Below are 23056 nucleotides of genomic sequence, written 5' to 3'. Positions count from 1 at the left end.
GCCCGGGTGGCGACGCGGGAAGTGGCTGCTTCGCGCAGCTACCTCCGGGTGATCGCCAGGAGCGAACCGCGCACGCCGTGAGCGAACGCCGCCCCCGCGGCCTCGCCCACGCTCCTACGTTCGGAGTGGACAGGGCTCTCGCGAGGAGAAGGAGAAGACGATGACATTGACGGTCGTTCCCCAGATGCACGCGGCGGGGCAGCAGCCGAACGAGTCGGTCTACGAGCAGCTGCTGCGCGACCGGATCGTGTTCCTGGGCGCCGAGGTGACCGACGAGGTGGCGAACCGGATCACCGCGCAGCTGTTGCTGCTCGCCGCGGACGACCCGGAGAAGGACATCACCTTCTACCTCAACTCGCCCGGGGGTTCGGTCACGGCGGGGATGGCGATCTACGACACGATGCAGCTGGTGAAGCCGGACGTGGCGACGTGGGGGCTGGGGTTCGTGGCGTCGATGGGGCAGTTCCTGCTCTCGTCGGGCACACCGGGCAAGCGGCACCTGCTGCCGAACACGCGGATCGTGATGCACCAGCCGTCGGCGGGGATCTCGGGGGCGGCGACGGACATCGCGATCCAGGCCGAGGTGTTCGGGAAGATGAAACGGCGGATCGCGGAGCTCACGGCGGCCCAGACGGGGCAGCCGGTGGAACGCATCACCGCCGACGCCGACCGCGACCGGTGGTTCGACGCCGAGGAGGCGCTGGCCTACGGGTTCGTGGACCACATCGTGGGTGCGGAGCGGGTCGCGATGGCCTGACCGTCCCTTCCGGACAGACGCTGGAGCGGCGTTCGGGGACGGGCTCCAGCGTCTTCACGCCGGTAGGCGCGTGCGGTACTGCTGGGGGCTGCGGCCGTATTCGCGTTTGAACGCGGCGCTCAACGCGAACGCGCTGCCGTAGCCGACCAGGCGGGCGATGGCGCCGATGGTGGTGTCGGGCTGCTGGCGCAGCAGGTCGGCGGCCAGGGCGAGGCGCCACGCGGCGAGGTAGGCCATCGGGGGTTCGCCGACAGTGGCGGTGAAGCGGCGGGCCAGCGCGGCGCGGGAGACGCCGGTGCCGGCGGCGAGCTCGGCGACGGTCCAGAGGTGGGCGGGCCGGTCCTGCAGCAGCCGCAGCGCGCGGCCGGCCACGGGGTCGTCGTGGGCGCGGTACCAGGCGGGCGCGGGTGAATCGGGGCGGGCGAACCAGGTGCGCAGGGCGGCGATGAGCAGCAGGTCCAGCAGCCGGTCGAGCACGGCTTCCTGGCCGGGCACGTCCTTGCCGATCTCGGTCGCGAGCAGGGGCACGAGCGGGCTGTCCCAGTCGGCGGCGCGAACGAGCAGGGTCTGCGGCAGGGCGGCGAGCAGCCGTCGCGACACTTCGCCGACGCGTGGGTAAGTGCCGGTGAGCAGCACGGTCGTGCCGCCGCCCGGGGTGCCCCAGGTGCGGACGCCGACGTCGACGAGATCGACGAGGTGCTCACCGTCGGGGGTGCGGCATTCCTGGCCGGGCAGGATCACCGCCTGCGGTGGGGTGGCCGGGTCGTCGGCGAACAGGTACGGGTCCGGGCCGAGGGTGATCGCGATGTCCCCTGCCGCGAGGTGCGTGGTGTCGCCGCGATCGGGCACGAGCCACGCGTCGCCGGCCACGACGGCGACGACGGTGAGCGGGGCCTCGTCTTCGATGCGCAGTGACCACGGCGGTGTCAGGACCGAGCGGAGCAGGAAGGCCCCGTGCGCGCGGGGCCCGTCGAGCAGCGCGGCGAGCGGATCCATGCCTGGCATTGTAGACGCTGGAACATGGGATCAAGCCGATGAACCATGGAGAGTCTCACCTGCCGCGGCTTCACTGGTTGGCATGACGAAAACGACGCTGGTTCTTGGTGGTACAGGGAAGACGGGGCGCCGCGTGACGCAGCGGCTGGCTGCGCGCGGGGCCGAGGTGCGGGCGGTCTCGCGGGGCAGCGACCCGCGGTTCGATTGGGGGGACGACACGACGTGGGTGCCGGTGCTCGACGGGGTCGGCTCGGTGTACGTGACGTTCTACCCCGACCTGGCGGTGCCGTGGGCGGCGCCGGTGATCCGGGCGTTCTGCGCGCGGGCGGTCGCGGCCGGGGTGGAGCGGATCGTGCTGCTGTCCGGGCGCGGCGAGCAGGACGCGGCGGTCAGCGAGCAGGTGGTGCGCGAGTCGGGTGCGGCGTGGACGGTGCTGCGGGCAAGCTGGTTCTTCCAGAACTTCAGCGAGCACTTCTTCCTCGAGCCGGTGCTGGCGGGCGAGATCGCGTTGCCGGCCGGGCAGACCACGGAGCCGTTCGTGGACGCCGACGACGTCGCCGACATCGCGGCCGAGGCGTTGACCACGGGCGCGCTCGACGGCCGCACGCTGGAGCTGACCAGCCCGCGGCTGCTGACCTTCGGCGACGTGGCCCGGGAGATCTCCGCCGCGACCGGGCGAAATGTCCGCTATCGTCCGGTCGCGGCGGACGAGTTCGCGCGGCTCGCGACCGACGGCGGAGTGCCGGCGGAGGAGGCGCAGGTGCTGGTCGAGCTGTTCGCGCGGGTGCTGGACGGGCGCAACTCGCACGTGACCGGTGACGTGGAGCAGGTGCTGGGGCGCCCGGCGCGCGATTTCGCGGACTACGCGCGTTCGACGGCGGCGACGGGTGCCTGGACGCGGTGAGCCGTGCCGGCTGGGGAAGGGAGCACGTGATGTCCACAGTGTCCGGAGTGGTGCTGGTGGTCGCGATCCTCGCGGCGGGACTGATCGCGGGGTTGTTCTACTCCTATGCGGTGTCGGTGATGCCGGGCCTGGCGCGCACGGACGACCACACGTTCGTGACGGCGATGCGCGAGATCAACGTCGCGATCGTCAACGGCTGGTTCCTGCTCACGTTCATCGGTGCGCCCCTGCTGGCGGCGACCGCGATGGTGCTGGATCTGGTGGCCGGCGGGCGCGGCGCGCTGCCGTGGCTGATCGCCGGGTTCGCGCTGCTGCTGGCGATGATCGTGATCACGGCGGTGAAGAACCTCCCGATGAACAGCGCGCTGGACCGAGGCACGGCGACACTCGCCGAGCTTCGGGCGCGGTTCGAGACGAGCTGGGTCCGGTGGAACCTGCTGCGCGCCTTCGTCTCAACGGCCGGGTTCGCATGTCTGCTCGGCGGGTGGCTGGCGCGGCGCGGGACCGGCTGACCGCTCGGCCATCCGGTCCCGCGCCGCGCTCGTCAGTCGACGAGGCGGAAGTACAGGTCGGTCTCCCACTTCGTGGCGTCGGGCTCCACGCGCGGGTCGGTGCGGTAGACCTCGAGGCGCCCGGTCCAGTGCTCGCCGTCGGCGGCCTGGCTGCGGTCCCAGCGCACTCCTTCGGCCGCACCCCATTCCAGGACTTCAGCGGCGGCGGCGGCGAGTCCGTCCGGCGCGCCGCGGTGGGTGGCTTTCACGTACTTACCGCCGGGTACGACGTCGTCGACGTAGTCCTCGCCGAGCTCGACCGGTGCGGCGACCGGCACACCGGCTTCCACCGTCAGGCTCGACATACCGGGGCCGAGCACGAGGTAGCGGAAGAACGGCGCGCCCGCCGGCGTGACCCCGCGTTCACCGAGGGCGCCGGCGATCACGGCAAGGCGATGCGCCACCTCGCGCAGCCCGTCGAAGCCGACGGTCGCGCGGTAGCCGACGTACGGCTGGTCTTCACGGTCCACCAGGGACGGCATGGGGTTCTCCTCCTGTCGGGTCAGCTCAGCATGGGGCGGACTTCGATGGTGCCGTACGCGGCGGCGGGGTGGCGGGAGGCGATGTCGACGGCCTCGTCCAGGTCGGCGCAGTCGATCATGACGAAGCCGCCGATCTGTTCCTTGCTCTCGGCGAACGGGCCGTCGGTCAGCAGGACGTCGCCGCCGCGGACGCGGACGGTGGTGGCGGTGGCGGGCGGGTGCAGGCCGCCGCCGCCGACGAGGATGCCGCGGGCGAGCAGGTCGTCGGACCAGCCGCCGCAGCCGGCGATCTTCTGTTCTTCGGTGGGCTCTTCGCCGGCGATCATGAGCAGGTATCGCATGAGCGGCCTCCTAGGCGTGGGTGAGGACTTCGGTCAGGCGCTTGGCGAAGGGGCCGGGCTCGCCGGCGAACCCGCCGTGGTCACCGGGGAACTCCACGGCTTGCTGCCCGAGTGCGCGGGCCAGCTCGAGCCCGGCGGTGTGGGCGGGGGTGCCGGCCGCGGCCTTGCCGACGGCGACCACGAGGCGGGTGCCGGTGGCGCGCAGGGCGTCGAGGTCGGGTTCCCAGGCGCCGACGGCAGCCATGAGGTGGCCGAAGAAGAAGGCGAAGTTGCCTTGCATCCGTTTGCCTTGCGCGATTTCCTCGGCCGACGGGTCGGCCGGTGGTGGCGGCACGTCGAACCCGGACGCCGCCATGAACGCGCCGAGCGCGGCCTCGACGCCCTGTTCGCGGTAGATCGCCGGGATGTCGGGGAAGTCGGCGAGCATCTCGCCGAGGTAGCGACTGACCGGCGGCTCGTGCGCGATCAGGATCGCGACCTCGCCGGGGTGGCGCTGGGCATGCTCCAGCATGGTGATGGCGCCGCCGCTGTTGGCGAACACGTGCGCGGGCCCGCCGCCGAGCTCGGTGAGCAGGCGGTGCACGTCGTCGGCGTGCTCACCGACGAGGTCGCTGCCGGGTTCGCCGGCGATCGGGCTGCGGGAGATGCCGCGCGGGTCGAACGTGACCACGGTGTAGTGGCCGGTCAGGTGCGGGCGCAGGCCGGTGAACGCCGTGGCGTCGGCGGGGCCGCCGGGCACGAGCAGCAGCACGGGGCCGCTGCCGTCGACGTCGTAGGTCAGCTCGGCGCCGGGTACGCGCAGGGTCTTGGTGATCATCGCGGTCCTTCCGGTTCGTGGATCGGTTCGTCCAGCCGACGAACGGGTGGCGCCGGGACCGACACTTCGGCTCCGGAATTGTCGGGAGATGTTTCGGCGAGCCTGCGCCGCAGGTAGCTGCGCTCGGCGTCGGTGCGGGCGAGGTCGAACGCTTCGCTGTAGGTGGCGTGGGCTTCGGCGGTGCGGCCGAGGCGGCGAAGGAAGTCGGCGCGGGTGGCGGGCAGCAGGTGGTAGCCGGCCAGCGTGCCGCGGGCGGTGAGTTCGTCGGCGAGCGCGAGCCCGGTTCCGGGCCCGTACGCCATTCCCGCGGCGACCGCGTGGTTCAGCTCCACGACGGGGGTGGGCAGGTGCCGGCGCAGCTCGCGGTAGAGGCCGGCGATCTGGGCCCAGTCGGTGTCGGCGGCGCGCGCGGCCGTGGCGTGGCACGCGGCGATCGCGGCCTGCACCTGGTACGGCCCAGGGCTGCGGCGGCGCAGTGCGGCTTCCAGCAGGGCGGTGCCCTCGGTGATCGCGGCGGCGTCCCAGCGGCCGCGGTCCTGTTCCTCCAGCGGTACGAGCTCCCCGTCGTCGGCGACGCGGGTGGCGCGGCGGGCGTGTTGCAGCAGCAGGAGTGCGAGCAGGCCGGTGGCCTCGGGTTCGTCGGGCATCAGATGCGTGAGCACGCGGGCGAGGCGGATCGCTTCGGCCGCGAGGTCGGGGCGTTGCAGGTCGGGTCCGGCGCTCGCGGTATAGCCCTCGTTGAACAGCAGGTACAGCACGCCGAGTACGGCGGCGGTGCGTTCGGGCAGCAGGTGCGCGGGCGGCACGCGGTACGGGATGCCGGCGCTGCGGATCTTGCGTTTCACCCGCACGAGCCGCTGCGACATCGTGGCCTCCGGCACGAGGAACGCGCGGGCGATCTCGGCCGTGCTGAGCCCGGTGAGAGTACGCAACGCGAGCGCGACCTGCGCTTCGACGGCGAGCGCGGGGTGGCAGCAGGTGAAGATGAGGCGGAGGCGGTCGTCGGGCACGGTGTCGCGGTCGGGCGTGGTGCCGTCGTCGGTCGGTGGTTCGTCGGGGACGATCATGCGCGCGGCCTCCCGGAGCTTGCCCGCGCCGACAGCGTCGCGGCGGATCCGGTCGACGGCTCGGTTGCGGGCGGCGGTGGTGAGCCAGGCCCCGGGTTTGGCCGGGATGCCGTCGCGCGGCCAGGTGCGCACGGCGAGGGTGAAGGCGTCCTGGGCGCACTCCTCGGCGAGGTCGAAGTCGCCGGTGACCCGGATCAGGGTGGCCACCACGAGCGACCACTCTTCCCGGAACGCCCGCGCGACGGCGGCGTCGACCGCGGCGTCTCGCCCGTGCTCCTCCACCCGTGCTCCCTCCGGTGCCGGCTCGTACCCGCTCGACGAGCGGACCACGGCGAAACCGACACCCGGGTGCGAACCTAAACCGGGGGACCGACAGTCTCCAGGCCTTCAGCAGGCCGTCAGCGGCGCTCGACGAGCAACGTCACCCCGTCGAGGATGCGGGCGAGACCGAAGCGGAAGTGGTGTTCGGGGTTGGACGCGGCGTCGTGGGCCTGGCCGGCGGCGGTGCCGACGCGGCTCGCGCGCGGGAAGTTCGCGGCGTCGGCGGCGGGGATCTCGGCGAGGACGGGCGCGCTGCGTTCCCACCACTCGGCGTCGGTCAGGCCGCTGCGGCGCGCGAGCCGGACGGCGTCGATGGAGCCGCGCGCGGTGCCCTGCACGAGCCCGATGACGAGGCTGACGACGGCGTCGAGCTCCAGCTCGTCGAGGTCGACGCCGTCGAGTGCGCTGAGCTCGCGTTCGTACTTGGCGAAGGTGTTGGGCCCCAGCGGCGGGCGGCCGGTGGTGATCTGCAGCAGCCAGGGGTGGCGGTGGTAGAGGCGCCACAGGTCCTCGGCCACGGCGGTGAGCGCGTCGCGCCAACCGGTGGTGGGCAGTTCGGCGGTGAGCTCGCCGTGGGCGTGGTCGAGCATCAGGTCGATCAGCTCGGCGTGCCCGGGCACGTAGGTGTAGAGCGACATCGGCGCGACGCCGAGCTCGTCGGCGACGCGGCGCATGGTCACGGCCTCGAGCCCGTCTGCGTCGGCGAGCCGGGTGGCGGTAGCGACGACGTCGGCCACGGTGAGTTTGGGTTTCGGCCCGCGCCGCGGGGGTCCGGGGACGCCCCAGAGCAGCTCGATCGTGCGCCGCGGGTCTCCGCCGCCGGTGTACTCCGTGCTCATCCGCGTCATTCTGCCCTGCATTTCCTCGTACGTTGTACAGAGTTCTGGTAATGTCGGCGGACGGCGTACGAGGCCGACGGAAAGGGGAGTCGTGGGGAGCGCATCGCCGGGGGCGGCCGTGGTGGTCGAGCCGTTTTTCGTCGTGTTCTGGCACCCGGACGGCACGACACCGGTGGGGCCGGGCGAGCCCGGGACGGTCGACGTCGTGCTGCGAGACGGTCTGCGCACGGTTCCGGCGCGGCGGGTGCTGATCGCCGACGCCATCGAGCTGCTGCCCGGAGTGTGCGGCGACGCGTCGGCCGAGTTCTGGTCGGTCGCCGCACAGGCGGGGACGCGCCTGGCCGAGGCCGGGTGGACGGGACCGCTGGCGCCGGAGGAAGAACAGTGGCTGCGCCGGCTCGCCGACGCGATGCCGCCGCACGCCCACGCCACCCCGTTGCCCGGCGACCCGGCCCGGCTGCCCGAGCCGTTTCCCCTGCTGCTGCGGTTCCTGCGTGACGTCGCCGGCCTCGCCGCCGCCACCCGGGTGTCGCTGCGGCTCGAACGCTCACGCCGGCTCCTGAGGCCCTGCTTCGACACCCCGAACCTGGGCGCCGATCGTCGCGAGGAAGTGCCCGAGTTCGACCGCGCGGTCCAGCGCCCACTTCTCGCGCCGGCGGTCCTCCCACCACAGGTGGTTGTTCAGGGTCAGGGCGTCGAGCACGTCGGCTTGCCGGCCCCTCGCGGGAGGTGTGGACCATCGAAGCGGCGGAGGTACTCCAGGACGCTGGCCGCGTCCTCCGGCATCCGCTCCAAGTACGGGTCATCGACCTTCGCGTGCCGTCGGGAGATCGGCCGATCACCCGATCTACCTCGGCTAAGGACGGTCAAGGACGTGCCACACAATTGAGATTATGTGGTAACTTCGGCCCCATGCTCCCGGAAACGACTCCCGGGAGCACAGTCGCCGATCGACGGAGATTCCTGATGTCCGACGCGGAGCTGACCCCAGCCATGGAGACGCACCTCGCCCCGCGCGACGTGCGCACCGTGCACGTCGCGGTCATGGAGCAGATCACCGAAGACCTGGGCGTCGTCAAGCAGTACGGCGAACCCGTGGCACGTGTGGACCTGCTGCGTTCCCTGGTCGACGACCTGACGTTCTCGGTGGCGCTGCACTGGCTCTCCACCGGCCGGCGGTCCTCGCTGGACACGAAACGCGGCTACGCCGACGACCTGATCAAGGTGGCCGAGTGGGCGTGCGCGCACTTCGGGGAACGCCCGATCGCGCTGCTGCACCGGCTCGACCACTTCACGGTGACGACGTGGACGATCTACGCGAAGAGCCAAAAGCGGTGGGCGGTCCGGACGCAGCGGCGGATCCTGTCCGCGGTGTCGAGCCTGTTCACCTACGCCGCCAAGCACGGCGTGCCCGTCTCGAACCCGGTCGACTTCGAGGAGCACGCCCAGCAGGTCGGCACCTCCAGCAACGGACGCCCCGTCGACGCCACCCGCGTGCTCGCGTTCAGCGAGCTCGCCGCGATCGAGGCCGCGGCCGCGACGCCGGAAGACAACCTCGTGTTCGACCTGGCGGTGCTGCAAGGCCTGCGGGAGAGCGAGATCGTGAAGATAAACGTCGAGAACATCGACCGCGACGCCAGCCCGTATCGGCTGAAGCTCGAACGGAAGCGAGGCAAGTGGATCACGCGTGAGCTGCCGCCCCGCACCGAGCAGTACCTGGAGACACACCTCGACGGCCGCGACGACGGTCCGCTGCTTCTCGACCCCAAAACCGGGCAGCGCAGGAACCGGCACCAGGTCATCGACATCACCCGCCGGCTCGCCCGAGCCGCCAAGGTGCCGAACCCGAACAAGGTCACCCCGCACGTGCTGCGCGCCAGCGCCATCACCGACCTGCTGGAAAGCGGAAAACCACTCCAGGAAGTCCAGAAGTGGGCAGGCCACTCCGACCCGAGCACCACCCAGGGCTATTGGGAACGCCGCAACGAGGTCAAGCGTGACGCCGCGCTGACCAGCGCTCTCATCGCAGACCTCGCCGAAGCGGCCGCACACAACCTCTGACCAGCGACGGCACCACTGATCGGATTTGACGACCCGGCACGTGATCACCGCGCGGGCTAACTCGAGACGCTGTCCTATGGCTTCGAACCGAGCTCGTCGAGTCGGCAGAACGTGGTCAGGTCAGGGCACGCGAAACCCGCCGCCGTATGGCGGGCGGTCACATCTCCTCAGTGACGAGCGGGCTGGTTTGGCGCTCGCCAGGTGCGGCGGTGCGCGCAGGGGCGCTGTCGCGCGATGTCGCAGCCCGGCGCAGGAGCAGCGGCGTGGCAAGCAGCAGAAGGCCGGCCAGCCCGATCGCGATCCTCGTCGACGTCAGCGCTGCCAGGACGCCCCAGGCGAGCGTGAGCAAGGCTGTGGCGAGGCTGCTGCTGATCTGCCACGCCGACAGCGTCCGTGAGAGTCGCTCGTGCTCGATGTGTTTGAGCCGGAAGGTCGCGACCACCGGGTTGAACAGGCTCATCGGCATGATGACACCGAACTCGATGGCCATGACCAGCAGCAGTCCGGCGATGCCGGTGGGAATGAACGCCAGTCCCATCGGCCATAGGACCGCGCCGATGGCCGCGAGCCACATGACCTTGTGCTCGCCGTACTTCGCGACTGCTGGGCCCGCGAGACGCGAGCCGACGAATCCGCCGATGCACGGTACGGCGAAGGCGAGTCCGTACTGCCACGGCGCGAAGTGGAGGTCACGCAGCATGAGCACCGCGACCAGCGGTTCCTGCGCCATGATGAGGCCGCCTACGGCGAGGCGGTTCAGGAATACTGGACGCAGCTGCGGGTGGCTGAGCAGGTACCGCCAACTGTCAGGCAGATCCCGCAGGGTGACCTTCTTCGCCGCATCCTTCACGGGAGTCGGCTCGCGGCCGCCGATGGCGGTGATGCCGAGCGCTGAAAGCAGGTAGCTCAGGCCGTCGGCGACAACGGTAGTGGTGTAGCCGAACAGCCCGATCGCGGCGCCGCCCAGCGGCGGGCCGATCGCGATCGAGCTCCACCATGTGGATTCGAAGCGGCTGTTGGCCGCCAGGAGGTCATCGCGGGCCACGACGGACTTCAGGTAGGCGCCGCTGGCGGTGGCGAACCCGATCTTGGCAGCGGCAACCACGATCGCGACGAGCAACAGCTGCACGTAGGTCAGCCAGCCGAGCCAGTAGGCCAGCGGAATGGTCGCCATCGCGGCGAAGCGCAGCAGGTCCATCGTGACCATGACGGGCCGCTTGCGTCGAGTCTCGATCCACGGGCCGGTCGGGATAGCGACGAGGGCACCGACGATGAGGCTTGCCGACGAGAGCACGGAAACACTGGCGGGGCTGGAGTGCAGGACGCTGATGGCGATCAGCCCGAAGGCGCCGAACCCGAGACCGGAGCCGTAGGCGCTGACCGCGTACGCGGCCCACAGCCATCCGAACTGCCGCCCGAGCTTCCTGCGTGCCACGTCGTTCCTCCATCTCGTGTATCCACAACCGTCGGTTCTGCTCGGGCTATGCAATCCCGAGCGGCAACGTGGGAGGTAACAACCGATCGGGCGGCGCGCCACAACTCTCCGTTGTGTCACTACGGTGAGTGGGTGGACCTCGACGCGGTGCGGACCTTCCTCCAGGTCGCTTCGGAAGGACAGTTCCAGAGCGCGGCCGACGAGTTGGGCGTCACTCAGCAGGCTGTCTCGAAGCGCATCGGCATTCTCGAGCGTGAGCTCGGCGTGGTTCTCTTCGCCCGCGGGCCTCGCGGCGCCACGCTGACGGTCGACGGCCAGGCGTTCCTGCCGCACGCCCGCGAGCTGCTCCAGGCCGAGGATCGCGCTATCGCATCGGTGATGCCCGGTCGCCGTGCGCTCCGGGTCGACGTACGGAACCGGCGAACCGCACCGGCCACCCTCCTGCACGCCTTCTATCAGCAACGCCGCGCGCTCGACCTGAACGTCGTCGCATTGGCCGACCTCAACCTCGAGGCGGCGCTCGCGGCCGTCGCGGGCGGCGCCGTCGACGCCACCTTCCGCGGCCTGACCGACCCGAAAAAGCAACTCTCAGGCACGGGACTCTCCAGCGCCCTGGTCATCGAGGACCGCCACGAGTTGCTGGTCGGCCCGAAGCACCCGCTTGCCGATGCTCCCTCAGTGACCCCACGCCAACTCGCCGGCCACCCGATCTGGATGCCGGGGCTGCCCAGCGGGGACGAAGTCTCGGCCTACTACGACGAGCTCGCCGCCACCTTCGGGATCACCATCGACGTCCTGGGCCCTGCCTTTGGGGCCGAGGTGCTGATGACCGAGATCGCCGAGTCGGCGACACTCGCGAACCTCGTCGGCGAAGGCTCCCGCTATCTCTGGCCCGCGCACTACGACCTACGACGCATCCCGATCGTCGACCCCACACCGGTCTTCCCACTTCGGGTCATCTGGCGTACCGACAACCGACAGCCCGATCTGGCCGAGCTGCTCGCCTTCCTCGAAGCCGACTTCGCCGGCCGACAAGACCGCGACAGCTGGCGCCCGTCCTGGGCGCGCCACGGCCACTAGTTAGAGCTGCCGCAACTTTCGTGAGCAGCTGCGACGCCGTCGCCGTGTCAAAGTTCCCAGTCCACCCTCATCTGTGATGAGCCGTTTTGCGACGTACTGGAAAGGCGCCTCGGTCGAGCATCCGGGCGCGGCTCTGTGGAGCACCGATCCCGGTGAGGCAGCGCGGTTCTCCACGGTCGACGATGTCGCGGCCGCGCTGGAGGGGCTGATCAGCCGATACAAGATCGTCGGCTTTCAGCACTGCCTGTGGTGATCACGGGCGGGTCAGCTCCGACCCGAGCACTACCCAGGGCTATTGGGAACGCCGCAACGAGGTCAAGCGTGACGCCGCGCTGACCAGCGCTCTCATCGCAGACCTCACCGAGGCAGCCGCACACAACCTTTCACCAGTCCAAAGAAACCCGATGGCCCAACCCTCGGGCACCTCGCGCGCCGGCCGAACTTCACCGTGCAGGTGATGTCGATCGACCATAGTTGAGCCGGAAGCGCAGCTCACGCTGATGCTGCACGATGCGTGAGACCACCGGTCGAGCACTCCCTGCGGAGGAGACGCCAGGCCTTAGCTGTTGCGACCTGTGCGGCTGATGACCACTTGCCTGCTCCGAATATGCGTGGCCATCATTTGTATGCGTTCTTCCAGTGCTGACGCTTGCGCGATGGTTCAAAAGGAGGGCGCGCCTACCCCGAGCGTTCAGGTGTCCGTCATGATCACGACCGTCGCACATAGCCGCGTCGGTCATCGTGTGTTTCGTGCGGGTTGTGGTCAACTCGCCGCGCTGGCCGCTTCTGCCCTGGCTCGTGATCGATCGCCATACGGTGTCGCCCGTTGCTTACCCGTTCGGCTGCAGCGGGCGGGAGGCCCTGGTCGTGGGGTCGCCCCTGCGTTCCGCCCGCCGTCGGCGGCGTGACCGGACGGGCCGCGGCGGGAGGTCGGCCGCCTCCGGGAGGCTGCGCCAGACCCGGGAGCGCTCTGGCCGCCCGACGTGCGGCTGCGGCCTGGTGAACCCGCCCGCGCATCTGCTGCCACGCGGCGATCTCCGCGACCAGGCTCGCCAGCGCGAGCAGCAACGCGATCCCGGCGAACTTCTCCTTGCCCCGCCCGGACAGGGCACCGGCGGCCGCGATCCGCCGCGACGCCTGCCGCAGATCACGCGCCACCGGGCCGATCCGCGCGGGCAGAACACGGTGCGGTGTCCGCGCCGCCCGGTCATACCGCTCGGCAATCTCGGCCAGCGGCCCCAGTTCGCGCCCTTCCCGGCCGCGGGCCAGCGTGGTCAGCACCTCGCCGGTGGCGTGCGCGATCCCGTCCACGTCGCCGCCGCCGTCGCGGATCTGCTCGGTGGCGCGCTCGACGACGGCAGCGGCGTGTTCGAGGGCGTCATGCCGTTCGGTGCGGGAGACGCGGCCGTCCTCGGTGCGCTCGACCGGCGCGGCGGTCGGGGTGCTCGCCCAGCGGGCCATCAGTTTCGGCCAGGTCAGGTCGGCCGCGAGTTTCGTGCCTGAGTAGGTCACCGGCGTGCCGTCGGCGGTGACGTCGCCGGGCCGGGACACCGTGTAGCCACGGACTTCGCCGTCCGCGCCTACCGTCGTCTTCGGGTTCAGGCCCTCGCGGCGCAGTTGGCGCAGGAACTCCTCGTCGCTGCTGGTGCTGGCCGCGCACTGGGAGACCACCCGTCGCAGCTCTTCCCGCGCGGTCATGGCCCAGCCCTTGCGTTCGGCCTTGCCCTTCTCGCGGCGGGTCGGTGCCGGCAGCGCGGTCTTGTCCGCGCCGGCGGTGGCCACCAGCCCGAGCTCGCGCTCGATCTTGCGGCATTCCGCACGCAGCTTCGGCCAGTCCCGATCCGGGTAGATCCGCTTGCCGGTGCGTTCGGAGACCAGCGTCGCCACCAGGTGGATGTGGTCGTCCGCGTGACGCACGGCGATCCACCGAGCGCCGGCCTGATGGATACCGGTGGCCTTCATCAGCCGCTCGGCGATCTGCTCCCACTGCTTGTCGCTTAGCGTGGGGTCGTCGGGGTGCAATCGGACCGGGCAAGTGCCAGACGTAGCCCTCCCGCAGCACAACCGCCTTCTTCTTCTCGTCGTACCGATAGTGCTTGACCCAGGACGGCGCGTCCGGCGGCAGCGCACCGCCGGCGCGCAGCTGCAGAGCCCACTGCGGTGTGATCCGCGGCGGGTTGTTAAGCGGAAGCCCGGCGTGCTCGGCCAGTTCCTGCATCGTCTGGGTCAGCGGGCCAAGGTCGAAGTCGAACGCACCGGGCTCGAGGATCTCGCCGTCGAGTTTGACCGCGGGCAGCTTGTCGGGGTGGTGCAGCCACGGGGCGCCGTCCCAGGAGCCGACCACGCGCGGGTTCTTGTGCTCCTCGAATTGGCCCGGCCCGAACAGATACCTGATCAGCCCAGCGGGCCTGTAGCCGCGGACGACTTCCTCGCACACCACGGCGAGCACGACCCGGCGGTCCCACCGGTCCGCGACGACCCCGGCGATGGGTAGGCCGCGGCCGGCGAGGTTGTGCATCGCAGGCAAGGGGAAACGGTGAAACCGCGACTCCCTTATCTCGGCAGCCAGCGGGTGTCGTGGACGGGGCCTGCCGATTGGTCTGGGACGTTGCTGGCACGAGGAGAGATGAAGATCAGCAGTGGACGTCGCGCCCTCTAAACGCGTCGCATCGCTGTACGACGCCGTCCGCAGCGAAGTGATCATCACCAACCCGGCCACAGCCGAACTAATCGGGCACGCGACGGCGCACCACGATCTGCAGACGGGCCGCGTGGTCAGCGACGAGGACTCCACCGGGATGACGTACCTCGAGTTCCTCAGCGAGGCCCTCGGCATCTTCGAAGCGCTCTCGACACCCGGGGACTACGTCCTGTTCGGGCCCGCGCAGGCGCACCGGTGGCACGCGCTGGGCGCGGCCACCATGCTCACCGTCCGCTGGCCATCCGCCCGACCGGGCCACGCACGCGACTCCGGCCAGCGAGGCCTGAAATGACAAAGGGCCGGTGGGCCACACCGTGATGGTGTGGCCCACCGGCCCTTTGCGGTGGTTCAACAGCGAGCTGAGCGGTGCACCGTCACGAGGCCCTCATGGGTCTCTGCAGGTCAGCTTGCATGGGTTGCTGCCAGGGTGTGTGGTTCAGGAGACGAAGGCTGCTGGTTGGTGCCGCCGTTCGCGGTCCACTGTTGCAGCTGCAGTAGTGGACCGCGAACGAGGAGCCGCCGTTGACGTCGAGCACCTTGCCGCTGCCGGTGTAGGCCAGAGTGAAGGTGCCGCCGGGAGCGGTGCTGATGGTCCAGGGCAGCCGCCGCTCTAGGTGCCGGGCGTGGGGCCGCTGCTGGAGCCCAGGGTGAAGTACTCGGCCGAGTCGCTGAACATGGTGGTGCCGGACTTGCTGGTGGACAGCACCAGATATATCCGCGAGCCGGTGGCCGGAGCGGTGAACGAGACCGGCTGAGTGACGCGGGAGCCGAGCGGGATGGTGAGAGTGGAATTGCCGGACGCGATGACCGTGCCGCCTACCTGGTTCAGGTACGCCGTCCAGGCGAAGGCGACGGAGGTGTTGCTGAAGTCGTCGTTGAACACGGTGACGTTGCGTGTCACCGTGCTTCCGGAGGAATAGGCGGGAACCGCCTGGGGGAGCGGGAAGTCGCCGTTCGCGTCCGAGGCCCCGGAGGCGGACCAGTAGGGCAGGTCGATCGCGGCGATCGGGTTGAATGCGGCCTGGATCCGCTGGATCTGCGGGTTACTCCACGGGTCGGTGAGGTTGTCCGCGCCGTAGAGGGGGTGGCGGCCTTCCTCGGTGGTCAAGTCGGTGGTCCGCACACCGGGCACGAAACCGGCCCAGCCGGACAGCAGGGTGTAGGGGCGTAGGTCGCTGGCGTCCTTGCCGCGCTTGGCGGCGGTCGCGGTGGCGAACCATTCGAAGCCTTGCACGGTGCTGCACGCCGGCCAGATGTACTCGCCATCGCCGAGGGGCCGACCTGTCCCGGACCACAGATGCTCGCCGTACTTGCCGAAGCCATCCAGATAGTGCGGGACGATGTTGAAGTTGGCCTGCGTCATGCTCGGGTACTGGTTGGGCGACGCGCCAACGCCTGCATCGACGCTGACGGGCCTGGTGCCGTCGCTGCCGTTCATCGCCGCGTACAGGTCCTGCTCGAACTGGTCGGAGTCCTGGCCGGGCTGGCCGTTCGGCTCGTTGACCTGGCTCCAGCGGATGACCGCGGGGTGGTTGCGGTCGCGCAGCACCAGGGCGCGGGCGTGGTTGACCATGTTGTCGTGCCCGGCGGAGAAGTCCTGGAGGCCGCTGGAGCCGCGGATCGCGGTCTCGCCGATGATCATCAGGCCCAGCTCGTCGGCCACGTCCAGCATGTAGGGACTGGCCGGCTCCTGGTGGACGCGGATCACGTTGTAGTTGAGCCGCTGGAGGTTGTCCACGGCCTGCGGCCAGCCGCCGTTCGTGCTCGACGGCGGCAGGAAGCCGGGCAGCGTGTCGTAGGCGTCGCCCTCACCGCCGTTGTTGATCCGGTCGAAGTCGGCGCCCTGCAGGTTGTCGCCGCGCAGATTCGCCCGTACGCCGTTGAGGGAGTAGTACGCGCCGTTCTGCGTGAACTCCCGGAATCCGAACCGGTACGTGGCGCGGCTGTTGTGGCCGTGGTGGGTGGCGGCGTGCACTGCGAGGTGATGCAGTTGGGCGCGGTATCCGGAGCGGTAGGGCACGTTCGGCCACCAGTAGGACGTGGTGCCGAGGTTCCAGGCCACCGGGCCGATCGTCACCGTGCTGGTCGAGTGTGCGGCCACCGCGACGGTCTTGGCAGGCAGCGACGGGTACCTGAACGAGGTGCCGTTGTCAGAGGAGAGCGACCCGGTCAGAGTGACAGTGCGCGCGCTTGCGGAGGTGTTCGTCACCGACACGTCGTAGCTCAGGGTCTTGTTGGCCACCGAGGTGCGCACGAACGTGTCGCTGATGTACACAGCGGGGTACACGCGCAGGAACGCGGAGCGGTAGATGCCCTGCGGGATCGCTTCGCACCACTCGGCGGCGTCGGGCACCAGGTACTTGCCGTTGGACGGGTTCTTCAGCGCATTGCGGCCTTTAACGTCCACGCTGATCGTGTGCGTGCTGCCGGGCGTCACATACGCGGTGATATCGAAGTTCGAGGGGGTGAAGGCCGTGGTCTGAGTCGCCACTGCCCGGCCGTCCACCGACAAGGTCGCCTGGTGGTTGACCGCACCGAACTCGATCCACACCGACTGCGGCTGCCCCGAGTCCGGCACGGTGATGGTGCGCGAGTACACCGCTTCGGCCACATTCGTGAAGCCCTGCTTGTACCACCCGCCGCCGGGCACGGTGATCGACGTCGTGGCCTGGCCTGCGGGTGTGAAACTCCACGACCCGGACAGGTCGACCGACGCGATCGAGGCGTCAGTCGTGGTGTAGCTCTGCGCTCTTGCATCCGCAGAGGCTGCGGGCGCGAAGCGCAGCAGGCCGAATGCCGTAGCTGCGCCGGCACCGGCCGTCAACAGCCTTCGGCGCGTGAGCTGATACGAGTGCGACGGGGACGGGGATGAATCGGGCATGACGCAGGCCTTTCAGGGCGTCGGGCGCATCTCTGGCGTCTGATGGTGCTTAGGGAGTTTGGCTGGCCGGTTCCGGGCCCTTTCGTGGTTGCCGACGCTGTTCCGGGTCAACAGCGCGACCATCGCTCCGGCGGGTTCCACCCCGCAGCATCCACAGAGCCCTGATTGAGTCGTTGCACGTGCGAGACCTTCTCCTTGACGGCTGCGGAGCGATGCCTGCGGTCACATACGCAGTGCTGCGCTGGACGAACTGCGTGCCGGATAGACGCGATCTCGCACAGTGAAGGGATGTGTTCACGTTAACATTGAAGGATGTTGCCAGCGCATGACCGAGGTGTCAACGTCGGCCGAAATTTGGCTCTGGCACCACTCTTGTGGTCCAGTCCGGCGTGTCGCGCATGGGGCTGTTGCGGCTTCTGTGAGCATGCGGGCGGTGCGATCTCGATGCTGTGAAAGCGCTTCTGCCGCACCTTGCGGGCGTGCAGGTGGAAGCGGTGGAGCGGGCAGGTCAGGCAGTCCGGATCACGACCAGGGCGGTTGCGGCGTCGGCGGCCTGCCCGGGCTGCAGGTCGGTGTCGGACCGGGTTCACGGCCGCTATGAACGTCGGCTGCTGGATACGGCTGCAGGCGGCTGCGAGGTGGTCATCCGGGTGGAGGTCCGGAGAGCGGCCGCCACACCGACGCGGTCGAGGTGAAATGGGCTAACCACCCCGCCGGCGACGCACGCGACGCGTGGAGCTCAACGGCCGACGCCCGCACGCTCACCCTGCTCGTCGCCGGCGGTCCCTTTCGCATCGACGTCGACGACGAGAGCGTGGTGCTGTGCGACTTCGGCGACTACGTCGTCTTCGGACCGGACCAGGCGCACCGCTGGCAGGCTCTGGGCGAGGCGACCGCACCGGCAGGTTTTCGACCCTGAAAATGAAGGGCCGGTGGGCCACACCGTGATGGTGTGGCCCACCGGCCCTTGGCGGTGATTCAACAGTGAGGAGTGGCGGTCGGTCCAGATGCCGTCACGGCCGCAGCCTCGCAGTTCGGCGATCGGGCCAACGTGCTCAGGCCCGTTTACGAGCGGCCTCATTGCGTGCGTCGGCGCGCTGCTGGGCCTCGTCGGGCGTCGGGCCAGTCTCGACGAACTAGTGTTCAGCGCTTTCCTTTGAGGCGGCGTGTTCTGTGGACGGGTTGTGCGGGTGTGGCTGCGGGGATGAGCAGAAGGGTTAGTTCCGGAGGAAGGAGCGGATGCGGTCGAGGTCGGCGGTGGCGAGCAGATCGGCGAGCTGGTTCAGCCGGTGCGCCCGGAACTTCGGCTCCAGGTCACGGACGGCCTGTTCGTCGCCGTCGGCCAGGGCGTTGCCCAGTTCGATGTCGAGGTCGGGCAGGTCGGTCGGGTCGGGGATGGTGGCGTGGGCCATGGCGGTGACGTCCTTCCGGTTGTAGTGGTGGGTCGTGCGGGTCAGTGATGGTCGGCGCTGGCGAGGATGTCGTTGTGGTCGAAGGCGAGCAGTTCCTCGAGGGCTTCGGGGAGCGGGACCCATTCGGCCGCCGCGGCGTCGTCGCGAGCTGAGGCATGTCTGTCCTTTCAGGAGCGGGTGAAGGCGCCGGGCGAGTAGCCGTCGGGCAGCGTGGGGTCGTGGTCGGCGAGCTCGGCGGCGGCCGCGGCTTCGTTGGCGCAGCCGGCGACGCCGTAGAGGGCCAGAGCATCTGGCCGCACTCGTCCACGAACTCGGAGTGCCCACCATCGCCGGCCGGGGGCCGCGATCCGACAGCATCTGCTTAACATGCCCGCCCCGCAGTCCAGCGCCCTGATCTCGCATCGGCGTTCGAAGGTCACCGCCGTGTCCTACGGACCACATACAGTTGCACTCATGCAGGTCATCAGTTCCCGCCGGCTACGGGACGCCATCGCGGAGCATCTCAAGGATGGAATGACGAGGCAGAAGATCGAGAACTTCTTCGAGGATCTTGGTCTGGCCCCTTGGCCGGACGAGTACGGCTCACTGACCAAGGCCGCGTTCGTGTGGTCGATCCTGTCGAACCACGACCTCGTAGAGTTGGCAGACGTCGCGCGCCGGGTGTCGGATGAGATAGAGGCCCCGGAGCTGGCGAAGTTGGTGGATCGCCTTGGACCCACCGGCGTGGCCGGAGACCTCAAGAACCTGATCTTCGCCGCTGACGGACCGAAACCGAAGATCGTGTTTCGGGACGCCATCAACAACGACATTGACATCGTAGAGAACGCACAGTACTGCCTGGTCTACGACCGCCCGCTGGGATCGACCGGGCTGACGTGGGGAGAGCTCACGGCGTGGTGGGCTGAGCGACAAGACATGGCCAGCGCACCTGCGATGGAGGTCGCCCGCAGCTTGTACCGCCGCTTGGACCGATCGCTGGGCGACAACGGGGCCGAGCGCCTCATCCTGCGGACCTACGGCGATCGCTATGTCCAGCATGGCCCGGAAACCCCGGCCCTGATTCCGCAGGTCTACCTCCACTACGACCCGTATACCAAACGGCAGGGTGCTGCGGCCCTGACCCGCCAGCGGATGGATTTCCTGCTACTACTCCCCAATCGGGCACGAGTCGTGATCGAGTGCGATGGCATTCAGCACTACGCGAACGACGACCGCAGCGCGAGCCCTCGTCGCTACGCGGAGATGGTCGCCGAGGACCGCGAGCTGCGGCTGCGCGGTTATGAGGTGTATCGCTTCGGAGGCCAGGAGCTACAGGAAAAGACCCAGGCGACCAGGGTGATCAGCAGCTTCTTCGACTCCCTGGCCGAGCGGCACTCGGGCACTGCTTGATCGGGACCTTGAGAATGCCGCCTATGGTCTGGTCGCCGACGCCTGACGCTGACGTCAGCAGTCAGGCGTCACTACTGACACAACAACGCGGCGAGCCGAGCCCCTGAGCAAGCACCGCGATCACTGACATTGAGTGACGTCTACCTACTGACAAGCTGTGCGGCGCTATACCTGATCGACGGGTAGACCGGCATCACGCCACCGGCGATGGTCCTGGTCGTGGCGAAAGTCGAGGTCGGTTTGCCGGCGGCGGCATTCTTCGTCGGTGTGCTCAGCGGTGTTCGCCGATCCGGAGCGCTGCGACGGTGCGCTCGGCGAGATCGCCGAGCTGGCGGTCGTGCTGACCTGGCGCACCGGCACCGATCCGGCCGGGCCGCGGTGGCGAGTGGGGAGCGACCAGCTCGCCTACGCGGCGCGGCTGACCCGCCCGCGCCGACGCGGCGAGGCTCGCGCGGTGCTGCACACCATCACCGCGCTCACCCGCGCGCTGGCCACCGCCGACGATCCCGCGCCGCTGATCGCGCTCGCTCTGCTCGCCCTAGCCGCGTACACAGCGGCCGCGGTGGTGGCCTACCGCGCTCAACGGCGCCATGATCGCGTCGTCGACCACGTGGAGGCCGCCGCCGCGGCGTATCCGACGCCGGCGACGGCTGCGCCGGAGTCCGCGACGCCGGCGTCGCGGCCGCGCGCTGTCCGAGTCGGTACGGCCCGGCGCCTCACCCCGGTGTGCACGGCCGCCCCGCAGCAGCACGGCCATGGCCGGCGATGACCAGCCACAGCGGGTGCGACCGCCGCATGTGCCCCGGTGCCGTGGCCGACTGGTGCTCGCGGCGGAAGGCGCAGCACACCCGCCTCGAACGGCCGTGTCGGTGTGCGCATGACGCACGCCATGATCTCCATGTGAGATTGACGGGATGGCGGCTTGCGCGGTTCGCGGGCAAGGCGGCGGGCAGGCAAGCGCGCTTCATGGTTACGACACTGGTCATCGGTTTAATCGGCACGGGAATGTTGTGGCTCACCGGGTGGCTGCTCGACGTAGGGATTCCCGCATCGGTAGGTGGCGTCCTCGCGCTGGTGGCGATCGGGGTGCTGGGTTTCTCAGTTCTCTACCTTGCGCTCTGGGTTCCCAAGGCAGCTCGCGATGCGGTGGAAGAGGGCCTTCCGGTAGCGGGCGCCGAAAAAACAACGCTTACGAGTGCTCGGCGATCAGGTCAGTGTTCAGCTTGCGGGTCAGCAGCGGCCCGGGCAGCGGGAACGCCGACTCGGCCGCCGACTTCGGTCCGGCCCGGTAGAGGGTGATCTATTGCCCCCCGGATCCGCGGTAAACGCAACCTCGCTCGACGTCACGTGAGAAATGATACTCAACATGACGGTATATACTCGTGCCCATGAGTAGTAGAGGTCTGTCCGAGCAGGCGTTTCTGGTGCTGACCGTGTTGGTGGAACATCCGCAGCATGGCTACGCCGTCTTGCGCATGGTGGACGAGCTGTCTGATGGGCGCGTCCAGTTGAGGGTGGGCACTCTCTACGGGGTACTGGACCGGCTGGCCAACGATGGTCTGGTCGAACTTGACCGCGAGGAAGTGCACCAAGGTCGGCTGCGGCGCTATTACCGCGCTACCGACAAGGGCGTCCGGGTACTGGGCGCCGAGACCCATCGCTTGGCCGCCAACGTCAATGCGGCTACCGCTGTGCTGGGCGCTCGTGGGGTGCAGCCCAAGGCGCTGGGAGGGCTCGCGTGACCAGACTCGAGCGGCGGTATCGACTGCTATTGCGTACTCTGCCGCGCGGGTATCGGCAGGAGCGCGAGGAAGAGATGGTCGCAACGTTCCTGGCCTACCGCGACGAGCACCGGCCCGGCGAGGACGGCTGGCCAGCGTGGCCCGAGGTGTACTCGACCGCAGGGCTCGCGCTGCGCACCCGTCTCATCGAGGCCGGCACTCCCCGTTCCCAGGCGCTCGGGCACGTGGCCCGGTTGATCGCGCTCCTTGGCCTGGTCACCCAGTCCGCACTGGCGATCGGAGGCTTGCAGCGCGGGCTGGTGACCGCGCTGACCTCTTCGCAGTCGCTGTCCTGGTCGTGGCAGGCACTGCTCGTCGGGCCTGGACGGTCACTCGTCATCGTGGCATCGGTGGCGCTGCTGATCATGGGGCGATGCCGCTGGGCCAAGTTCAGCGCACTCGCGGCGGCCCTGCCGGGCCTGGTTCCGCTCACCGGCTGCGCGATCGGTCAGAGCACCCTGCTGAGCTGCGGCGTATCCGCGAACCCCACAGCCGCGGGAAGTGTGATCATCAACAACCTTCCGCTGTGGATCACTATCGGTTGCTTGTACCTCGGGTTCCGTCGCGAGGCACCATTGCCTAAGCCGGGGCAGTGGTTGCTGACCCTTTTCGCGGCGGCCCAGGTTCTGTATCTGTTCGACCTGTTCACCGTCGCCCGGCCGATCTGGGAACTGGTCAGTATCCCGGGCTGGGCACTGTCTGCCGCTGCTACGGCATATTTCGCGCTGGTCGCGGCCCGAAAGGTCGAGTACAGCACGGCGTGGGCGGTCGCGCTGGCGGTGTCCGCGGCCGCAACGCTGCCCGCGCAGTACGCATCGTGGCATCACGTGCTTCAGTGGCCGACCATGCTGGCGAGTTCGCTATCGCGAACCCTGGTCGATACCCAGATCGCCGTCACGACCCTCGCCGTGCTCGCGCTGGCGGCATTGGCGGCTTGCACGTTCCGCCGGACACCGTCTGCCCGTATCCATAACTCGTGACCGGACGAGTCTTTGGCGCCTCCTGCCGCCGCCGCTAGTCACTCGATGGCACGGCGTACAGGCCAGCGAACCGGTCCAAACCTGAGCGGGACATCGCAGAAATGCGGATTCCGCAAACCTCCCGAAGGACGGTCCCGACTGTCCTAGGGTGCTGTCGTGACCACGGCGACCCAAGAGGCGTTCCTGCGCGATTTCCATGCCAGCTACCCGGCGGTGACCTTCGGCGCGATGGGGCGGGGCAGGGCACCGGACGGGCGGTCG

25 protein-coding genes and 1 pseudogene are annotated in these 23056 nt (G+C 69.4%); 15 read left to right on the top strand and 11 right to left on the bottom strand.

Going from position 1 to position 23056, the window contains the following annotated elements; genetic code table 11:
- Positions 1 to 154: 154 nt before the first annotated feature.
- Positions 155 to 757 (top strand): annotated as a pseudogene (locus AB0F91_RS43075) (ATP-dependent Clp protease proteolytic subunit); the annotation flags it as partial.
- Positions 758 to 811: 54 nt separating this feature from the next.
- Here the strand turns inward: AB0F91_RS43075 and AB0F91_RS43070 are convergent.
- Positions 812 to 1753: an AraC family transcriptional regulator gene (locus AB0F91_RS43070; protein ID WP_360607621.1), complete on the bottom strand. Its 942-nt coding sequence runs from the start codon at positions 1751 to 1753 to the stop codon at positions 812 to 814.
- 82 nt (positions 1754 to 1835) lie between these two features.
- Here AB0F91_RS43070 and AB0F91_RS43065 point away from each other — a divergent pair, with 82 nt between their 5' ends.
- Both AB0F91_RS43065 and AB0F91_RS43060 read left to right on the top strand, forming a co-directional pair.
- Positions 1836 to 2657 (top strand): NmrA family transcriptional regulator, encoded by an 822-nt coding sequence (locus tag AB0F91_RS43065; protein WP_360607619.1) that lies wholly within the window; start codon positions 1836 to 1838, stop codon positions 2655 to 2657.
- 29 nt (positions 2658 to 2686) lie between these two features.
- The gene (locus tag AB0F91_RS43060) at positions 2687 to 3169 is read left to right on the top strand and encodes an anthrone oxygenase family protein (protein ID WP_360607617.1); all 483 of its coding nucleotides are present in this window, start codon (positions 2687 to 2689) and stop codon (positions 3167 to 3169) included.
- Between the two features lie 32 nt (positions 3170 to 3201).
- Here AB0F91_RS43060 and AB0F91_RS43055 read toward each other — a convergent pair whose 3' ends face one another.
- The 5 genes from AB0F91_RS43055 to AB0F91_RS43035 all read right to left on the bottom strand — a co-directional run bounded on the left by AB0F91_RS43055 (position 3202) and on the right by AB0F91_RS43035 (position 7084).
- A complete protein-coding gene (locus AB0F91_RS43055; protein WP_360607615.1) occupies positions 3202 to 3690 on the bottom strand; it encodes a GyrI-like domain-containing protein in 489 nt (162 codons plus the stop codon).
- A 20-nt stretch (positions 3691 to 3710) separates the two neighbouring features.
- Positions 3711 to 4031, bottom strand: coding sequence for a YciI family protein (locus AB0F91_RS43050; RefSeq protein WP_360607613.1), 321 nt, complete (start codon positions 4029 to 4031; stop codon positions 3711 to 3713).
- Positions 4032 to 4041: 10 nt separating this feature from the next.
- Positions 4042 to 4848 carry an alpha/beta hydrolase gene (locus tag AB0F91_RS43045; protein WP_360607611.1) on the bottom strand — a complete coding sequence of 269 codons (807 nt, stop codon included), beginning with the start codon at positions 4846 to 4848 and terminating at the stop codon, positions 4042 to 4044.
- Entirely contained in the window at positions 4845 to 6197 is a 1353-nt protein-coding gene (locus AB0F91_RS43040; protein WP_360607609.1) for an RNA polymerase sigma factor, read from the bottom strand. The genes AB0F91_RS43045 and AB0F91_RS43040 overlap by 4 nt, the downstream gene beginning before the upstream one ends.
- 116 nt (positions 6198 to 6313) lie before the next feature.
- Entirely contained in the window at positions 6314 to 7084 is a 771-nt protein-coding gene (locus tag AB0F91_RS43035; RefSeq protein ID WP_360607607.1) for a TetR/AcrR family transcriptional regulator, read from the bottom strand.
- A gap of 82 nt (positions 7085 to 7166) precedes the next feature.
- On the opposite strand from AB0F91_RS43035, the gene AB0F91_RS43030 reads away from it, so the two are divergent.
- On the top strand, positions 7167 to 7964 hold the full coding sequence (locus AB0F91_RS43030) for a hypothetical protein (protein ID WP_360607605.1): 798 nt from the start codon (positions 7167 to 7169) through the stop codon (positions 7962 to 7964).
- 77 nt (positions 7965 to 8041) lie between these two features.
- Positions 8042 to 9136, top strand: a complete 1095-nt coding sequence (locus AB0F91_RS43025; protein WP_360607603.1) for a site-specific integrase — start codon at positions 8042 to 8044, stop codon at positions 9134 to 9136.
- Positions 9137 to 9293: 157 nt separating this feature from the next.
- Here AB0F91_RS43025 and AB0F91_RS43020 read toward each other — a convergent pair whose 3' ends face one another.
- Positions 9294 to 10571 carry an MFS transporter gene (locus AB0F91_RS43020; protein ID WP_360607601.1) on the bottom strand — a complete coding sequence of 426 codons (1278 nt, stop codon included), beginning with the start codon at positions 10569 to 10571 and terminating at the stop codon, positions 9294 to 9296.
- A gap of 132 nt (positions 10572 to 10703) precedes the next feature.
- On the opposite strand from AB0F91_RS43020, the gene AB0F91_RS43015 reads away from it, so the two are divergent.
- Complete coding sequence (locus AB0F91_RS43015) at positions 10704 to 11651, top strand: LysR family transcriptional regulator (RefSeq protein ID WP_360607599.1); 948 nt, start codon at positions 10704 to 10706, stop codon at positions 11649 to 11651.
- Between the two features lie 76 nt (positions 11652 to 11727).
- Entirely contained in the window at positions 11728 to 11904 is a 177-nt protein-coding gene (locus tag AB0F91_RS43010) for a hypothetical protein (RefSeq protein ID WP_360607597.1), read from the top strand.
- A gap of 455 nt (positions 11905 to 12359) precedes the next feature.
- Here the strand turns inward: AB0F91_RS43010 and AB0F91_RS43005 are convergent, their stop codons facing one another.
- Positions 12360 to 13673: a relaxase/mobilization nuclease domain-containing protein gene (locus AB0F91_RS43005; protein WP_360607595.1), complete on the bottom strand. Its 1314-nt coding sequence runs from the start codon at positions 13671 to 13673 to the stop codon at positions 12360 to 12362.
- Positions 13674 to 13848: 175 nt separating this feature from the next.
- Here AB0F91_RS43005 and AB0F91_RS43000 point away from each other — a divergent pair, with 175 nt between their 5' ends.
- Positions 13849 to 14145 carry a hypothetical protein gene (locus AB0F91_RS43000; RefSeq protein ID WP_360607593.1) on the top strand — a complete coding sequence of 99 codons (297 nt, stop codon included), beginning with the start codon at positions 13849 to 13851 and terminating at the stop codon, positions 14143 to 14145.
- A gap of 145 nt (positions 14146 to 14290) precedes the next feature.
- Complete coding sequence (locus tag AB0F91_RS42995) at positions 14291 to 14644, top strand: hypothetical protein (protein ID WP_360607591.1); 354 nt, start codon at positions 14291 to 14293, stop codon at positions 14642 to 14644.
- A gap of 318 nt (positions 14645 to 14962) precedes the next feature.
- Here the strand turns inward: AB0F91_RS42995 and AB0F91_RS42990 are convergent, their stop codons facing one another.
- Positions 14963 to 17233, bottom strand: coding sequence for a glycoside hydrolase family 2 TIM barrel-domain containing protein (locus AB0F91_RS42990; protein ID WP_360607589.1), 2271 nt, complete (start codon positions 17231 to 17233; stop codon positions 14963 to 14965).
- Between the two features lie 449 nt (positions 17234 to 17682).
- Here AB0F91_RS42990 and AB0F91_RS42985 point away from each other — a divergent pair, with 449 nt between their 5' ends.
- Positions 17683 to 17928 carry a transposase family protein gene (locus AB0F91_RS42985; RefSeq protein WP_360607587.1) on the top strand — a complete coding sequence of 82 codons (246 nt, stop codon included), beginning with the start codon at positions 17683 to 17685 and terminating at the stop codon, positions 17926 to 17928.
- Positions 17925 to 18152, top strand: coding sequence for a hypothetical protein (locus tag AB0F91_RS42980; RefSeq protein WP_360607585.1), 228 nt, complete (start codon positions 17925 to 17927; stop codon positions 18150 to 18152). The genes AB0F91_RS42985 and AB0F91_RS42980 overlap by 4 nt, the downstream gene beginning before the upstream one ends.
- Positions 18153 to 18450: 298 nt before the next feature.
- Here the strand turns inward: AB0F91_RS42980 and AB0F91_RS42975 are convergent, their stop codons facing one another.
- Together AB0F91_RS42975 and AB0F91_RS42970 are read right to left on the bottom strand one after the other, a co-directional pair.
- On the bottom strand, positions 18451 to 18645 hold the full coding sequence (locus AB0F91_RS42975; protein WP_360607583.1) for a hypothetical protein: 195 nt from the start codon (positions 18643 to 18645) through the stop codon (positions 18451 to 18453).
- Positions 18646 to 18812: 167 nt separating this feature from the next.
- A complete protein-coding gene (locus tag AB0F91_RS42970) occupies positions 18813 to 18944 on the bottom strand; it encodes a hypothetical protein (protein ID WP_360607581.1) in 132 nt (43 codons plus the stop codon).
- Positions 18945 to 19098: 154 nt separating this feature from the next.
- Between AB0F91_RS42970 and AB0F91_RS42965 the strand changes: the two genes are divergently transcribed.
- From AB0F91_RS42965 to AB0F91_RS42950, 4 genes are all read left to right on the top strand, one after another.
- The gene (locus AB0F91_RS42965; RefSeq protein ID WP_360607579.1) at positions 19099 to 20034 is read left to right on the top strand and encodes a hypothetical protein; all 936 of its coding nucleotides are present in this window, start codon (positions 19099 to 19101) and stop codon (positions 20032 to 20034) included.
- A 265-nt stretch (positions 20035 to 20299) separates the two neighbouring features.
- Positions 20300 to 20803: a hypothetical protein gene (locus tag AB0F91_RS42960; RefSeq protein ID WP_360607577.1), complete on the top strand. Its 504-nt coding sequence runs from the start codon at positions 20300 to 20302 to the stop codon at positions 20801 to 20803.
- Positions 20804 to 21422: 619 nt separating this feature from the next.
- Positions 21423 to 21776 (top strand): PadR family transcriptional regulator, encoded by a 354-nt coding sequence (locus tag AB0F91_RS42955; RefSeq protein ID WP_360607575.1) that lies wholly within the window; start codon positions 21423 to 21425, stop codon positions 21774 to 21776.
- Positions 21773 to 22795 carry a hypothetical protein gene (locus tag AB0F91_RS42950; RefSeq protein WP_360607573.1) on the top strand — a complete coding sequence of 341 codons (1023 nt, stop codon included), beginning with the start codon at positions 21773 to 21775 and terminating at the stop codon, positions 22793 to 22795. Before AB0F91_RS42955 ends, AB0F91_RS42950 begins: the two co-directional genes overlap by 4 nt.
- Positions 22796 to 23056: the final 261 nt, after the last annotated feature.

Origin of the sequence: Amycolatopsis sp. NPDC023774, from assembly GCF_040639695.1 — a bacterium.
Taxonomy (GTDB): Bacteria; Actinomycetota; Actinomycetes; order Mycobacteriales; family Pseudonocardiaceae; genus Amycolatopsis.
This window is presented reverse-complemented; position numbering and strand designations above follow the sequence as displayed.

Excerpts from the sequence above, each read along its gene's own strand:
- AB0F91_RS43070 (WP_360607621.1), bottom strand. The coding sequence starts at position 1,753 with ATGGATCCGCTCGCCGCGCTGCTCGACGGGCCCCGCGCGCACGGGGCC.
- AB0F91_RS43065 (WP_360607619.1), top strand. The coding sequence starts at position 1,836 with ATGACGAAAACGACGCTGGTTCTTGGTGGTACAGGGAAGACGGGGCGC.
- AB0F91_RS43060 (WP_360607617.1), top strand. The coding sequence starts at position 2,687 with ATGTCCACAGTGTCCGGAGTGGTGCTGGTGGTCGCGATCCTCGCGGCG.
- AB0F91_RS43055 (WP_360607615.1), bottom strand. The coding sequence starts at position 3,690 with ATGCCGTCCCTGGTGGACCGTGAAGACCAGCCGTACGTCGGCTACCGC.
- AB0F91_RS43050 (WP_360607613.1), bottom strand. The coding sequence starts at position 4,031 with ATGCGATACCTGCTCATGATCGCCGGCGAAGAGCCCACCGAAGAACAG.
- AB0F91_RS43045 (WP_360607611.1), bottom strand. The coding sequence starts at position 4,848 with ATGATCACCAAGACCCTGCGCGTACCCGGCGCCGAGCTGACCTACGAC.
- AB0F91_RS43035 (WP_360607607.1), bottom strand. The coding sequence starts at position 7,084 with ATGACGCGGATGAGCACGGAGTACACCGGCGGCGGAGACCCGCGGCGC.
- AB0F91_RS43025 (WP_360607603.1), top strand. The coding sequence starts at position 8,042 with ATGTCCGACGCGGAGCTGACCCCAGCCATGGAGACGCACCTCGCCCCG.
- AB0F91_RS43010 (WP_360607597.1), top strand. The coding sequence starts at position 11,728 with ATGAGCCGTTTTGCGACGTACTGGAAAGGCGCCTCGGTCGAGCATCCG.
- AB0F91_RS42990 (WP_360607589.1), bottom strand. The coding sequence starts at position 17,233 with ATGCCCGATTCATCCCCGTCCCCGTCGCACTCGTATCAGCTCACGCGC.
- AB0F91_RS42975 (WP_360607583.1), bottom strand. The coding sequence starts at position 18,645 with ATGGCCCACGCCACCATCCCCGACCCGACCGACCTGCCCGACCTCGAC.
- AB0F91_RS42965 (WP_360607579.1), top strand. The coding sequence starts at position 19,099 with ATGCAGGTCATCAGTTCCCGCCGGCTACGGGACGCCATCGCGGAGCAT.
- AB0F91_RS42955 (WP_360607575.1), top strand. The coding sequence starts at position 21,423 with ATGAGTAGTAGAGGTCTGTCCGAGCAGGCGTTTCTGGTGCTGACCGTG.